The organism is Arthrobacter sp. Soil782 (genome assembly GCF_001428435.1).
Taxonomy (GTDB): Bacteria; Actinomycetota; Actinomycetes; order Actinomycetales; family Micrococcaceae; genus Arthrobacter_D; species Arthrobacter_D parietis.
In genome coordinates this window covers 123741-136852 of record NZ_LMSO01000008.1, presented here as the reverse complement: position 1 = coordinate 136852, position 13112 = coordinate 123741, and the positions used below count along the sequence as shown (strand labels likewise).

General features: G+C 64.1%; 15 protein-coding genes. 2 read left to right on the top strand and 13 right to left on the bottom strand.

Annotation, left to right across the window (positions count from 1 at the left end):
* Positions 1–2 precede the first annotated feature (2 nt).
* The 11 genes from ASH00_RS09985 to clpS all read right to left on the bottom strand — a co-directional run bounded on the left by ASH00_RS09985 (position 3) and on the right by clpS (position 7828).
* Positions 3–773, bottom strand: coding sequence for a hypothetical protein (locus ASH00_RS09985; protein ID WP_235563256.1), 771 nt, complete (start codon positions 771–773; stop codon positions 3–5).
* On the bottom strand, positions 770–1690 hold the full coding sequence (locus tag ASH00_RS09980; protein WP_056548136.1) for an ABC transporter ATP-binding protein: 921 nt from the start codon (positions 1688–1690) through the stop codon (positions 770–772). Before ASH00_RS09980 ends, ASH00_RS09985 begins: the two co-directional genes overlap by 4 nt.
* Complete coding sequence (locus ASH00_RS09975) at positions 1687–2064, bottom strand: GntR family transcriptional regulator (protein ID WP_235563268.1); 378 nt, start codon at positions 2062–2064, stop codon at positions 1687–1689. The genes ASH00_RS09980 and ASH00_RS09975 overlap by 4 nt, the downstream gene beginning before the upstream one ends.
* Before the next feature lie 162 nt (positions 2065–2226).
* On the bottom strand, positions 2227–2874 hold the full coding sequence (locus ASH00_RS09970) for a GNAT family N-acetyltransferase (RefSeq protein ID WP_056548132.1): 648 nt from the start codon (positions 2872–2874) through the stop codon (positions 2227–2229).
* Positions 2871–3530 (bottom strand): DedA family protein, encoded by a 660-nt coding sequence (locus ASH00_RS09965; RefSeq protein WP_056548130.1) that lies wholly within the window; start codon positions 3528–3530, stop codon positions 2871–2873. The genes ASH00_RS09970 and ASH00_RS09965 overlap by 4 nt, the downstream gene beginning before the upstream one ends.
* 86 nt (positions 3531–3616) lie before the next feature.
* Positions 3617–4249, bottom strand: a complete 633-nt coding sequence (rdgB, locus tag ASH00_RS09960) for an RdgB/HAM1 family non-canonical purine NTP pyrophosphatase (protein ID WP_056548128.1) — start codon at positions 4247–4249, stop codon at positions 3617–3619.
* Positions 4242–5039: a ribonuclease PH gene (rph, locus tag ASH00_RS09955; protein ID WP_082566040.1), complete on the bottom strand. Its 798-nt coding sequence runs from the start codon at positions 5037–5039 to the stop codon at positions 4242–4244. The genes rdgB and rph overlap by 8 nt, the downstream gene beginning before the upstream one ends.
* 57 nt (positions 5040–5096) lie before the next feature.
* A complete protein-coding gene (locus ASH00_RS09950; RefSeq protein ID WP_056548126.1) occupies positions 5097–5888 on the bottom strand; it encodes an MBL fold metallo-hydrolase in 792 nt (263 codons plus the stop codon).
* Entirely contained in the window at positions 5885–6841 is a 957-nt protein-coding gene (murI, locus tag ASH00_RS09945) for a glutamate racemase (protein WP_056548124.1), read from the bottom strand. Before murI ends, ASH00_RS09950 begins: the two co-directional genes overlap by 4 nt.
* A gap of 105 nt (positions 6842–6946) precedes the next feature.
* Entirely contained in the window at positions 6947–7513 is a 567-nt protein-coding gene (locus ASH00_RS09940) for a DUF2017 domain-containing protein (protein ID WP_056548123.1), read from the bottom strand.
* Between the two features lie 9 nt (positions 7514–7522).
* Positions 7523–7828 (bottom strand): ATP-dependent Clp protease adapter ClpS, encoded by a 306-nt coding sequence (gene clpS, locus ASH00_RS09935; protein WP_082566039.1) that lies wholly within the window; start codon positions 7826–7828, stop codon positions 7523–7525.
* A gap of 85 nt (positions 7829–7913) precedes the next feature.
* Here clpS and ASH00_RS09930 point away from each other — a divergent pair, with 85 nt between their 5' ends.
* Together ASH00_RS09930 and ASH00_RS09925 are read left to right on the top strand one after the other, a co-directional pair.
* Positions 7914–9245, top strand: coding sequence for a nicotinate phosphoribosyltransferase (locus tag ASH00_RS09930; protein WP_056548122.1), 1332 nt, complete (start codon positions 7914–7916; stop codon positions 9243–9245).
* On the top strand, positions 9242–9865 hold the full coding sequence (locus tag ASH00_RS09925; protein WP_056548121.1) for a nicotinamidase: 624 nt from the start codon (positions 9242–9244) through the stop codon (positions 9863–9865). Before ASH00_RS09930 ends, ASH00_RS09925 begins: the two co-directional genes overlap by 4 nt.
* A gap of 21 nt (positions 9866–9886) precedes the next feature.
* Here ASH00_RS09925 and ASH00_RS09920 read toward each other — a convergent pair whose 3' ends face one another.
* The gene (locus ASH00_RS09920) at positions 9887–11665 is read right to left on the bottom strand and encodes a DEAD/DEAH box helicase (protein WP_082566038.1); all 1779 of its coding nucleotides are present in this window, start codon (positions 11663–11665) and stop codon (positions 9887–9889) included.
* The gene (locus tag ASH00_RS09915) at positions 11662–13110 is read right to left on the bottom strand and encodes an MFS transporter (protein WP_056548118.1); all 1449 of its coding nucleotides are present in this window, start codon (positions 13108–13110) and stop codon (positions 11662–11664) included. Before ASH00_RS09915 ends, ASH00_RS09920 begins: the two co-directional genes overlap by 4 nt.
* Between the last annotated feature and the right edge of the window lie 2 nt (positions 13111–13112).

Here is a 13112-nt window from a genome sequence, read left to right as displayed (position 1 = left end):
GTTCACGGTATCCGGTGGAGAAGCGTAGGCAGTGGAACCGACTCCGCGTGGCGGGGTCGGTTCCACTTCACGGCGGAACCGACTAAGGCTCTGCCCGACGCAGGGTGAGGAACGAACCGCCGGCAAGGGGCAAGGGCCAGAACGGCGAACCAGCCGGCAACTGCTAGCTGCGTCTGCGAGCCCAGGAAGGCTCCGACCTCGGGCCAGGCGTTGCGTGAGCCGATCACGTACAGGGTTCCAACCAGCGCGAGAGCGACACTGATTCCGACGATCAGCAATCCCGTTGCCTGCCAGCGCTTGTAGATCGTGGCTGACCAAAACCCGATCAGAAAGAGCGCCATCATCACGGCGAAGTAGAAGGCTATCGGTTGATACCAGGGACCGTCCGCAATCCAATCGAGGGCGAAGAAGCTGCCGCCCACTCCCCAGCCACCGGTACCCTGCTCCACCAGTCCCAGCAACCAGTAGGTTACGGCGGTGATAAGCGCTATGAGCGAGAAGAGGGACAGTGTGCCAAGAAAGAAGGTGCGCCTGGTAATGCTCAGTCCCTGGGAGAACGGGAACGTGAGTGTCAGGGACTGGATGCCCAGGGCGAAGAAGTACCACATGACGGCCTGCGATCCGCCTGAGATGCGCACCCCGCCGTCGTTCGGAATGAACGACCAGATGATCAGGGTCAGCAGAAAGGATGCGGCGAGGATGATCAGGGGTATCCCGATGAAAATCCAGCGGTTGGCCAGTTGCATCCGCATGACTTTGACGACGCGGTTCATCGTGCTACCTCCGAGAGGGGCCGGTCCGCGGCCCCGGAACTTGCCGGTGATGCGGACATGGTTTTGCGGACAATGAGTTGCTGCAGGGAAACGGGCGCGAGCTCAAGGCCGAGTTCAGCAGCTTCCCGGGTTTCGGACTCGTTCAGCGTGCCGAGTGCCGTTACCGACGCCAGCGAAGCGAAATTGTCTGAGTGGACCACCTCGCGGCCGCCGAGGAAGGTGCGAACCTTCTCGGCCGAGCCCACTACCGTAAATGCTGATCCGCGGATGGTTTCGGCGTCATCATCCATGATGATCCTCCCCTGATCGATCACGATCACGTGCTCCAGCAGGTTCGCTACTTCGTCGATCAGGTGAGACGACAGGACCACTGTGCGCGGGTGCCGCGAGTAGTCCTCGACCAGGCGGTCGTAGAAGAGCTGGCGTGCAACGGCGTCGAGTCCCAGGTAGGGCTCATCAAAGAACGTGAGCTCCGCGCGGGAGGCCAGCCCGATGATTACTCCTACTGCTGAAAGCTGGCCTCGGGACAGCTTCTTGATGTTGCGGCGCAGCGGAAGCTGGAAATCCGTAACCAAGCGATCCGCAAGTTCCTGGCTCCAGTTTGCGAAGAAGAGCGCGGCGGATTTGAAGGCGTGCTCCGCGGTGAAGGAGTCCGGGTACTTCTGGGATTCGCGGATGAAGCAGATGCGGTTGAGGACGCGTTCGTTCTCGTAAGGGTGCTCACCGAAAACCCGTACTTCCCCGGATGATGCGAAACCCTGGGCGGTAAGGATGGACATCAACGTTGTCTTTCCTGCACCGTTACGGCCAAGGAGGCCATAAATGCGGTCCGGCTGCAGCGCAAGAGTCACACCTCGCAGCGCTTCGGATTTCCGGTACGTCTTGGTGACGTCGGTGACTTCAATGACCGTGCTCACTGTGTTCCCCCTTGAATGGCGTGCTCGCCCTGCCTGATCATGTCTGCAAGTTCGTCCGGCTCGATGCCGAGCTTCCGTGCCTCGCGGGCAAGCGGCTGGACGTACTGGTCAAAGAACTCCTCGCGCCGGCGCTGCATGAGCACCGCCCGCGCTCCGGTAGAAACGAACATGCCGATTCCTCGCTGCTTGTACAGGATTCTGTCGTCGACCAACCGGTTGACACCCTTGGCCGCCGTTGCCGGGTTGATGCGGTAGAAAGCCGCAAACTCGTTGGTGGACGGCACCTGGGATTCCTCCGCCAGGGTGCCGTCGATGATGTCGCTCTCGATACGTTCAGCGATCTGGAGAAAGATCGGCCGCCCGTTGTCGATCAACATGACGCTCCAGGACCAGGGGCTGCGCGATCGATGCGCTTAGCTGGTTCATTACTCATGTAACTAACCATATAACCAACGAGGCCAATGTCAAGGAAAGAATGGAGTCTGCTGGAACTTCTGGTGGCGTTAAACCGGCCAAGCGGTTGGGAACCCGGAGTCTCAGCCGGTTAGAAGCGGCAGAACCGGCTCCAACCCCTCGACACGGAGCGTCCACTCAGGTCGGTTGAACCCGTCCGCCTGCAGCCGGAGGTGCACTTGCCTGGTCACTTCACCGGGTCGGGCAACCAACTCTGATACACCGTTCGGGCCGTATCCGAGGCTGTGCGAAACCCCGCGCGAGGCAGCATTCCAATCGGCGGCCTCTGACAGCGCTGCGGCGGCACCGAGATGATCGAATGCGAAGAGGAGGATTGCGGCCCGCATCTCCTTGCCCAACCCTCGGCTCTGGACCGACTGTGTCAGCCAGGAACCGCTATGAATCGTGCGCAAGAGCTGGAAATCGCGGGCGGAGACGTCCTGCATCCCCACCACCCTGCCCTCGAAGCTCACGGCGAAATTGATCGTCCAGGACCCAGGCTCAACCGAGCAGCGCTGGCGCCACTGGTGCTTGACCGTCTCGCGGATCAGCACGTCCCGCGGTGCGTCCGTCCACGGAACACCGAACGGCATCTTCGCCGGGTCATGGATTCCATCCAGCACGGCATTGATCAGCTCCGGCAACTGCTCGTCCCGAACCGGCGTGAGCGACAGCCGCGGCGTCCGGAGTTCCAGACCGAAGAGCGGCCACACGTCGCTCAGCCGGGTCATGAGGCTTCGCGCTTGCGACGCACCTTCCGTACCTTGCTGATAATGAAGAAGGCAACCACCAGCACGACGGCGGCAATCACCAGTTTCTGAAAGATGCCCGCATACTGCTCCACCAAATGCCAGTTTTCACCCAGGTAGTAGCCGGATAACACGAAGATGGTGTTCCAGATCAGGCTTCCCGCGAGAGTCAGGCCAAGGAACTTCCACACCGGCATGCGTTCGATACCGGCAGGAATGGAGACCAGGCTGCGGAAAATCGGCACCATCCGACCGAAAAAAACGGCCTTGTAGCCGTGGCGGTCGAACCACGCCTCAACGCTGTCAACATCCTCAAGATCGACCAGGGGGACCTTGGACACCAGAGTCCTCATCCGGTCCCGGCCGAGGAGTACTCCCAGCAGGTAGAGCAGGTAGGCACCCACCACCGAGCCGGCGGTGGTCCAGAAGAGTGCTTCGAACAGGGTGAAATCTCCCCTGCTGGCCGTGAAACCTGCAAGCGGGAGGATGACCTCGCTGGGAAGCGGGGGGAAAAGATTCTCGAGGGCGATCGCCAGGCCCGCACCGGGTGCACCGATCGTCTCCATCATGGTTACCGCCCAGTCAGCGACACCTCCGAGTGTGGATTCATTCCCGGTCTGCAGGGGCAGGTAACTCATGATTGTTCTCATAACCCGGTTAAGTCTGCCCTATCAGGCCGCCCACACTGAAAGCGGCAACCGGGCTGCTGCCTTTGAACGGCCAGTCACCCCAGGAGTTCGACGATCGACGGCAACAGCGCCTCGAACGCCTGCCCCCGATGGCTGATGGCATTCTTTTCCTCCGGTGCCAGCTCGGCGCAACTGCGGTCCATTCCCAGGGGCTGAAGCGCGGGGTCGTATCCGAAGCCGCCATCGCCCCGCGGCTCACTCAGAAGCGTTCCTTCCAGTTCACCACGCCTCACGACGTCAGTGCCGCCGGGTAGTGCAAGAGCCGCCGCGCAGACGAACCGCGCCTGCCGCCGGCCCTCTGGAATGTCGGCTAGCTGGCTGAGCAGGAGGTTCAGGTTTGCGGAGTCATCGCCGTGGCGGCCGGCCCACCGTGCCGAAAAGATGCCGGGAGCACCGCCGAGTACGTCGACTGCCAGACCGGAGTCGTCAGCGATCGCCAGGATGCCCGTTGCCTCCGCAACCGCACGTGCTTTGAGCAGAGCGTTCTCCTCGAAGGTTGTGCCGCTTTCCACCACATCGGGTGCGCCGGCGGTGACGGCGTCAATCACCTGGGTATCGACGTCGAGCCCCGGTACCTTTCCGCGCAGCAGCGAGCGCAGTTCACGCAGCTTGCCCGCGTTTCGCGTTGCGAGGACCAGTCGCGGCGCAGCGACAGGATGTTCAGACACCGGCGGACTCCCCCAGCGTCTCGCGCTGAATCTGGGCAAGCTGGGACGTGCCCAGCAGTGCGAGATCAAGCAGCGCATCCAGTTCCGCCCGGTCAAAGGGTGCACCCTCGGCTGTGCCTTGAACCTCGACAAAGCTTCCGCTTCCGGTGACCACGACGTTCATGTCCGTCTCTGCGCGCACATCTTCGACGTAGGGCAGGTCAAGCATCGGCACACCGTCGATGATGCCGACGCTTACGGCCGCCACGGTGTCCGTCAGCGGGCGGGAGGACTGCGGGATCATCTTGTGTTCCTTGGCGTAGCGGATTGCCTCCGCGAGCGCCACGTAGGCGCCGGTGATAGCGGCCGTGCGGGTGCCGCCGTCGGCCTGCAGTACGTCGCAGTCAAGAACTATGGTGTTCTCCCCAAGGGCCCGCGTATCAATGATCGAGCGGAGGGAGCGTCCGATCAGGCGGGAGATCTCGTGGGTCCGGCCGCCGATGCGGCCCTTGACGGACTCGCGGTCGGAGCGGGTGTTGGTCGCCCGGGGAAGCATTGCATATTCGGCCGTAACCCAGCCCTTGCCCTCCCCCTTGAGCCACCGCGGAACTCCGGTGGTCAACGACGCAGTACACAGCACCCGTGTGTTCCCGAATTCAATCAGCGCGGACCCTTCGGCCTGGTTGGACCAGCCCCGCGTGATGCTGATGGGCCTCAGCTGGTCAGGTGTCCGTCCATCCGCACGGACACCGTTGCTTTCGGAAGTCGATACAGGCGCAGAGTCAGGCTCGGAAGAAGAGGGGGAAGTCATGGCTCCAGTCTGCCAGAGCCGGTTCGGTGCGGACTATTCGCGCCGGCACGCAAACGGTCAGACCAGGTACGAGACCCCGGCAACCGCAACGGCGACATCCCCCGGATAACTGCTGCGTGCCTCTTCCATGGTGAGTACGGCATCGTTCCACACCGGTAGGTGGGTCAGCAGCAGCCGCCGCGATGAGGCAGCGGATGCGACCTCCCCGGCGCGTTTCCCAGTGAGATGGACGCCACGGATGGCATCGTCTCTGCCCTCGTGGAAGGCTGCTTCGCACAGGAAAATTCCTGAGTCGGCGGCGGCCTCGACCAGACCGTCACACGCGTCTGTATCCCCCGAGTAGGTAAGGACCCGCTTGCCGCCTTGAGCATCCGGATCCGTAACCTCGATGCGAAGGGCGTACGCCTCATCCACCGGGTGCAGAACGGGGTAGGGAGTAATGGTGAAGGGACCAACCTGCACGGGAGTGCGCGGCGACCAGGAGTGGAAGTCGAAGTCATCATGCATGCCCGGATCGAGGTCCAGCCCGTAGGCGGTGGCCATCCGGTCCGCGGTCCCGGCGGGACCCCACACGGGGATACGCGGCTGGTTCCAGCCTGCCGGGTCCCAGTGCACTGCCACATGCAGACCGCACAGGTCCATGCAATGGTCCGGATGGAGATGGGTCAGCAGGACAGCGTCAATATCCCGCAGATCCATATAGCGCTGGAGTGCGCCGATGGATCCGTTGCCGAGGTCGAGCAGGATCCGCCAGGTCTTGCCCTCCTCCTGCACCGTCACGAGGTAACAGGAGGCAGGCGAGTGAGGTCCGGGGAACGATCCGCTGCACCCGACGATGGTGAGCTTCATGGACGGCGGTTCCCGGCAGCGCCGGCGTCCGCCCGGGCCGTGGAAATCATTTCCGGCGTGATCCGAGCCATGCTTCCTGTCGGATACTGCGCGGACACATGGTCGACATGTTCCACGCTCAAGACTTCCGGTCCAAGGAAGCGCCGCGCCAGTTCCTCGAAGCGGGCTGCGTTGCCCGTAGCCACGAAGTGGTGCCGCGGCTGCCCGGATCCGGTGCGCAGGAGATTGTGGGACACAAGCGCGCGGTAGACGTCCTTGGCGGTTTCCTCCGCGCTGGAGACGAGGGTCACCGAGTCACCCATGACGTAGGAAATCACGCCTGTTAGAAGCGGATAGTGGGTGCAGCCAAGTACCAGGGTGTCGACGTCCGCCTCCTGCAGCGGTCGAAGGTAACGGGCGGCCGTCTCCAGGACGTCCGAGCCGGCCGTGACGCCCGCCTCCACATAGTCGACGAACGCCGGGCACGCCGCGGAAAAGATATCGAGGTGGGGAGCCGCGGCGAAGGTGTCCTCATAGGCGCGGGATCCAACGGTTGCGCTGGTTCCGATGACGCCGATCCGTCCGGTCCTCGTCGAGGCGACTGCGCGGCGGACTGCCGGCTGGATCACCTCGATGACGGGAATTCCGTACCGGGCCGTGTAACGCTCACGCGCATCACGCAAAACGGCAGCGGACGCGGAGTTGCACGCGATGACGAGCAGTTTGACGCCCGAATCCACCAGTTCGTCCATGACGCCGAGTGCGTAGGCCCTTACCTGCGCAATGGGAAGCGGACCGTACGGTGCGTGCGCGGTGTCTCCGACATAAAGCACCGATTCGTGGGGCAGCTGATCGATGACGGCCCGGGCCACTGTAAGGCCTCCGACGCCTGAGTCGAAGATGCCGATGGGGGCTTCGGTGGACCTCAGAGCGGCCGGTTCGGCAGCCTCGGAGTCGGCGGGGTCAGAACTCATGATCCTTTGAGGATAGGATGCACCGCCGGAGTTGGCTAAGCAGGAAGGCGTGTCCTTAATCACAGCGCAGCTTCGGCTTCCAGGCGGGAGCCTTCACCAGGACGGTCAATCGGAGGGCCCTGCCGATGACAGAAGAGCCTGCATCAGCCCCTCCTGCACCCACGTGACGAAGTTGTAGACCAGGGCAAGGTAGGACTCAAGATCCTCGGCATCCTCAAGGTCGGCGATCCCGTGCAGCCGGGCTGCATCCTCGTCGGTCTTGATCTCCAGGCGGTCCGCCAGCACCAGCCGGACATCATTGAGGGCACGGGCCAGCACCTGCGACTGGTCGGGATTCAGGACCATCTGCGGGTTCTCGAGCAGCAGCGCCGCCCCGCGCAGCGCACTGACCTTCTCCTCCCGTAGCGAGCGTTCGGTGAGGCGACGGAATTCCAGCGCGCCGTCGTCGTCGTTCCTTACTGCGTCCGGCAGCAGACGGATCACCGCGCTGTCCTCGGGCTTCACCGCCTCGAGGTCGAGGCCGATCAGCGCCGCCAGCGGATCCTCGTCCTCCCGCTTCTCAGTCTCGAGCAGCTGCACGACGTCCGCGAACAGTCGCCGGAGCAGCCGCAGCTCCCCCGGTTCGAACTCACCGGCGATACCGCGCCGCGTTTTGCGAAATGCCCTGGCCACTGCTGCTCCCTACGCGTCCGCTGTCTGGAAAGTAGCCCACAGGCCGTACGAATGCATTGCCACCGTGTCACGCTCCGCCTGTTCGCGCGAACCGGTGGAGACAACCGATCTGCCCTGTTCGTGGACTTCCAGCATGAGCGTGCGCGCTTTCGCCTCGCTGTAACCAAAGTAGGTCTGGAAGACGTACGTCACGTAGCTCATCAGGTTCACCGGGTCATTCCACACGATGACCACCCACGGAACGGCGGTGCCGGCTGTCAGGTCTTCTTCCGTCTCCTCAAGCTGGTGGGTTTCGGGAATTACGCCAACACTCATGGTCTCCATTGTAGGTTGGCGCATGGTTCTGCCTGCGCTGCGCTCTTCGAGGCACCCGGAGCGCAAACGGGGCTAGAGTTTTCCTGTGAGCCCACATCGAACCTGGCAGCACCCCAATTCCGCGCTCTACACGGACCACTACGAGCTGACCATGCTGCAGGCCTCCCTCCACTCGGGGGCCGCGCATCGCAGATCGGTCTTCGAAGTCTTCACCCGGAGGCTGCCCGAGGGCCGCCGCTACGGCGTCGTGGCAGGAACCGGGCGCCTGTTGGAGGGCCTGGCGCACTTTCGCTTCGGGCAGGAGCAACTGGACGCTCTCCGCGCTGCCGGAGTCGTCGATGACACCACATTGGCCTGGCTGGCCGATTTCCGCTTCACTGGGAACATTTGGGGGTACGCCGAGGGCGAGGCATACTTCCCCTCCTCCCCCATCCTCATTGTGGAGGGTACTTTCGCTGAGGCCTGCATCCTCGAGACCTACCTGCTCTCGGTACTCAACCATGACAGCGCCATCGCCTCCGCCGCATCCCGTATGACCGGAGCAGCCGGGTCCCGCCCGTGCATTGAGATGGGTTCGCGGCGCACGCAGGAGGAGTCCGCGGTGGCAGCCGCCCGCGCAGCCATCATCGGTGGTTTCGCCACCACCTCCAATCTCGAGGCGGGACGCCGTTACGGCCTGCGTACCGTCGGTACCGCAGCGCACTCCTTCACCCTGCTGCATGACTCCGAGCCCGAGGCCTTCGCGGCACAGGTGGCTGCCCTCGGAAAGGGCACGTCACTCCTCGTCGACACGTACGACGTCGAACAGGGCGTCCGCAACGCCGTCGCCGCCGGTGGGCCGGACCTGGGCGCAGTGCGCCTGGATTCCGGTGATCTCGTGGAGCAGGCCCGCTGGGTGCGGCAGCTGCTCGATGACCTGGGGAACCACCAGACGCGCATTGTGGTGACATCGGACCTTGATGAGTACGCGATCGGGCTGCTCGCCTCCGCTCCCGTAGACAGCTACGGTGTGGGCACGTCCCTCGTCACCGGTTCAGGCGCACCGACCGCCGGCATGGTGTACAAGCTGGTCAGCCGGACCGACGACGACGGCGCCTTCGTCTCCGTAGCGAAGGCGGCCAAGAACAAAACGTCAGTAGGCGGCCGCAAGTATGCGCTGCGACGCCTCAACGAGTCCGGCAGGGCGGTCGCAGAAGTCCTTGGCATCGGCAGCCACCCTTACGACGACGGCAATGACCGCACGCTGCTGCACCAGTTCGTGGCAGACGGCGAGGTGCTCCCCGGATGGACAGGACCGGAGGGCGTGCAGCGCGCCGTCGAACGCCACCGCCAGTCCATGACGGAGCTGCCCGGCTCCGTGATGCGACTGCAGCGCGGTGAGCCTGCCATTCCGACCGAATACGAGGAGTCCACATGACACGCGCACTGATCATCGTCGACGTACAGAACGATTTCTGTGAGGGCGGCTCGCTTGCCGTAGAGGGCGGTGCGGGCGTGGCCCAGGCACTCAGTGACTACATCGACGCGCAAAGTTTCCACTACGACTACATCGTTGCCACCCAGGACTGGCATATCGATCCTGGTTCGCACTTCTCCGACCAGCCTGACTTCGTGGACTCATGGCCTGTGCACTGCGTTGCAGACCAGCCCGGCGCACAGTTCCATCCCGATCTGGACACCGAGAGCCTTGACGCCGTCTTCCGCAAGGGTCAGTACGAGGCGGCGTACTCGGGGTTCGAAGGCGTCCTGGCACCGGAAGACCAGGTACCTACCGGCGAGCGGAAGATGGATGCAGCCGTCCCGGCCGCGGCGGATGAAGCCGTCTCACTGGACGACTGGCTGCGCGAGAACGAGGTCGACGAAGTGGCGGTCGCCGGTCTGGCCGCGGACTACTGTGTACGGGCCACAGCGCTCGATGCTGTCGTGGCGGGGTACACCACGCGCCTCCTCGTGGATTACACACGGCCGGTCCACGCCGAGCGCCTCAGTGAGGTTCTTGCGGAGCTTGAGGACGCCGGGGTCGAGCTTCTCGACTGATACAACCGGTCAGTGCGCGTCTCACGTGCGGCCGATGAACCAGTCCTGCAGCTTCTTGAGCCGCCGCTGAAGCTGCTCCTCGTTTGCTTGCGCCACAGCCGGGCCTCCGCACGCCTTGCGGAGTTCCGAGTGCACCACCCCGTGGGGCATCCCGGAACGTGCGGACCACGCCGAGACATTCTTGGCGAGCTGACCGCGCAGCTCTGTGAGGTGGCGGTGGTCCATCACCTCGGGAACCGCGGGCTCGTGCGCGGCAACGGGGCGCCGTCGTCGTGATTGCTGCTCCTGTTGGCGCTGCCGCAGCAGGACGCCCACCTGGTCCGCATCGAGCAGGCCCGGGATGCCGAGGAAGTCCAATTCCTCCTCGCTGCCCATCTCGCCGCCGGTGCCGAACTCACCGCCGTCGAACAACACCCGGTCAAACGAAGCCTGGGATTCGAGGGCTTCAAACTTCTGCTTGGTAAGCTCACCGGAGGCTTTCTCCTCACGGTTGGCAGCCTCCATCAGCGCTTCCTCCGGCGCGAAGCCGTCCTCGTTGTTGTCCGGACGGTCCAGCGCGTGATCCCGCTCTACTTCGAGCTGATTTGCCAGCGCCATGAGGTTGGGCACTGACGGCAGGAAAACCGACGCGGTCTCCCCGCGCCGTCGGGCACGGACATACCGGCCGACTGCCTGGGCGAAAAACAGGGGCGTCGCCGTGGAGGTGGCATACACACCGACGGCCAAGCGCGGAACGTCCACGCCTTCGGACACCATGCGGACAGCGACCATCCAGCGCGTCTCACCGGCAGAGAAGTCTTCGATCTTTCCGGACGCCTTGGCATCATCGGACAGAATAACCGTCGGGGATTCGCCCGTGATCTTCTTCAACTGCCCGGCGTAGGCGCGTGCATCATCGTGATCGGTGGCGATCACCAGGCCGCCTGCGTCAGGAACAGCGCGGCGGACCTCTGTGAGGCGCCGGTCGGCCGCCGCCAGCACTGCAGGGATCCACTCGCCATTGGGATTCAGGGCCGTCCGCCAGGCCTGGGCCGTGATGTCCTTGGTGACGGCCGCCTCACCCAGGGAAGCGGCCATTTCTTCTCCCGCGCTGGTCCGCCAGCGCATCTGTCCGGAGTAGGCCATAAAGATGACCGGACGGACTACGTGGTCCCGCAGCGCGTCACCGTACCCATACGTGTAGTCCGACCGTGAACGGCGGATGCCGTCGGCATCTTCGGCGTACTCAACAAACGGGATGGCCGCTGTGTCTGAACGGAACGGGGTTCCCGTGAGGGCAAGCCGACGCGTTGCGGGCTCAAATGCCTCGCGGATACCGTCACCCCATGACAGTGCATCGCCGCCGTGATGAATCTCATCGAGGATGACCAGCGTCTTCGCCGCTTCGGTCTTGGCCCGGTGCAACATGGGCTTGCTTGCGACCTGGGCGTAGGTCACGGCGACACCGATGAAGCCCTCACCGTGCCGGCCGTCAGCGTTGCGGAAGTTCGGGTCGATCGACAGGCCAACCTTGGCGGCGGCGTCAGACCATTGGCGCTTGAGGTGGTCGGTGGGAGCAACAACGACGATTCGGTTTACGATTCGCCGTTCCACCAACTCGGTAGCCACCCGGAGCGCGAACGTGGTTTTACCGGCGCCGGGAGTAGCCACAGCAAGGAAATCCTGTGGTGAGTTGGCGAAGTACTTTGCGAGCGCCTCTTCCTGCCACTGCCGCAACTTGGGTGCAGTGCCCCAGGCAGCGCGTTCCGGGTACGCGGGCGGAAGTGCCGGACCGGCGCCGAACAGTGCGTTATTGCTCACTCTTGGGACGGCACCTTTCCTGTGTGGGTTGTTGCTGGGAGGTGCTCCGATTCACCTCGCGCAGCCCTCAACCCGGCCACTATACCGACTACGGCGAACACGCACAGAGCCAGCCAGATTGCAACAAACACCGGTATCTGGCCCGGCGCTTCCGGGTCCCTCAGAAGCGCGAAAAGGCCGCCTGCGCCGGCTGTTCCGACGACTCCGCCAAGCTGGTCGGAGAGCTGCAGAGCCGCCGAGTTGCGGCCCTGCTCGTGCGGTGCAGAGAGCTTCAGGACAAGCACCGATGTGCTGGACAACGTAAGTCCCATGGCAAAACCGGCAGCGCTCCACACGAAAACGAGCACCCAGAAGGGCACCTCGGCAGCTACGGCCAGCGCAAGGCCGCCGATACACACGGACAGCAGCGAGGCACCGATCACGAGCAGCCATTGACGGCGGAAACTCACCTTGGCCTGCACAAAGGAGCCGGCGCTCCAGCCGATCGCCGCAGCGCTCAACGCCAGACCCGCGGTGGAGGCGCTGAGGCCTCGAGCGGACACCAACATCAGTGGAACAAACGCCTCCGCGCCGAAGAAGGCGACGGTCATCAGCCCGCGGGTTGCGATGACGCTCGGAAGACCCGGTGCCAGCCGGACCGTGCCGGCCGGCAGCAAGCGGGGGAAGGAAACGGCCGCGGCCGCCAGCCCCGCGAACCCCAGCATCACCAGGAGCCAGGCAGCAACAGGATCGGCGAATCCGTCAGAGGCGATTTTCGTCAGTGCGAACTGCGCCGCAAAAACGCCGCCCGCCAGCAGTACTCCAGTTCCCGCATTCCTGCGTGCAGCCCTGTCCAGCGGCTCCGGCGAACCTGCCGCTTTGAGCCGTTCCGTCCGCGGCCAGACCAGGAGGAATGCTGCAACGATGACAGGCGCCACACCAAGGAAGACCCAACGCCAGCTCGCCTGCTCTGCGAGGACACCGGCAACGTACGGTCCGATCAGCGAAGGGACAACCCACGCTGCCGCAAGCCAGCCGAAGACCACCGGCTGCATCCGCTGCGGATAAGCCTTGGCAATGATCACGTAGACGGCAACGATCATGAAGCCGCCGCCAAGGCCCGATACTGCGCGTCCGGCAGTCATGATCCAGAAAGCCGGCGCGCTCCCGGACACCGCGAGACCGGCGATCATGAGGCCCATGCCGACCGCAAGTGCAGGGCGGGGTCCACGCCGGTCGCACCAGATCCCGCCCAGGACGCTACCGAGCAGCGAGGCGGTCAGATACATGGAGAACGCGAGTCCGTAACTGGATACGCCGTTCAGTTCCGCTGCGACGGAGGGCATCGCCGTCACCACCGCCATGGCCTCGAAAGCGGCGCAAGTGATGATGGCGATGACCCCGATTGTCAGGGGCCGCAGTGATGCCGACATCGCCCCGCCGCGCAGAGCCTCAGGGTGTGACATGG

Excerpts from the sequence above, each read along its gene's own strand:
- ASH00_RS09970 (WP_056548132.1), bottom strand. The coding sequence starts at position 2,874 with ATGACCCGGCTGAGCGACGTGTGGCCGCTCTTCGGTCTGGAACTCCGG.
- ASH00_RS09950 (WP_056548126.1), bottom strand. The coding sequence starts at position 5,888 with ATGAAGCTCACCATCGTCGGGTGCAGCGGATCGTTCCCCGGACCTCAC.
- ASH00_RS09985 (WP_235563256.1), bottom strand. The coding sequence starts at position 773 with ATGAACCGCGTCGTCAAAGTCATGCGGATGCAACTGGCCAACCGCTGG.
- clpS (WP_082566039.1), bottom strand. The coding sequence starts at position 7,828 with ATGAGTGTTGGCGTAATTCCCGAAACCCACCAGCTTGAGGAGACGGAA.
- rph (WP_082566040.1), bottom strand. The coding sequence starts at position 5,039 with ATGACTTCCCCCTCTTCTTCCGAGCCTGACTCTGCGCCTGTATCGACT.
- ASH00_RS09925 (WP_056548121.1), top strand. The coding sequence starts at position 9,242 with ATGACACGCGCACTGATCATCGTCGACGTACAGAACGATTTCTGTGAG.
- ASH00_RS09915 (WP_056548118.1), bottom strand. The coding sequence starts at position 13,110 with ATGTCACACCCTGAGGCTCTGCGCGGCGGGGCGATGTCGGCATCACTG.
- murI (WP_056548124.1), bottom strand. The coding sequence starts at position 6,841 with ATGAGTTCTGACCCCGCCGACTCCGAGGCTGCCGAACCGGCCGCTCTG.
- ASH00_RS09965 (WP_056548130.1), bottom strand. The coding sequence starts at position 3,530 with ATGAGTTACCTGCCCCTGCAGACCGGGAATGAATCCACACTCGGAGGT.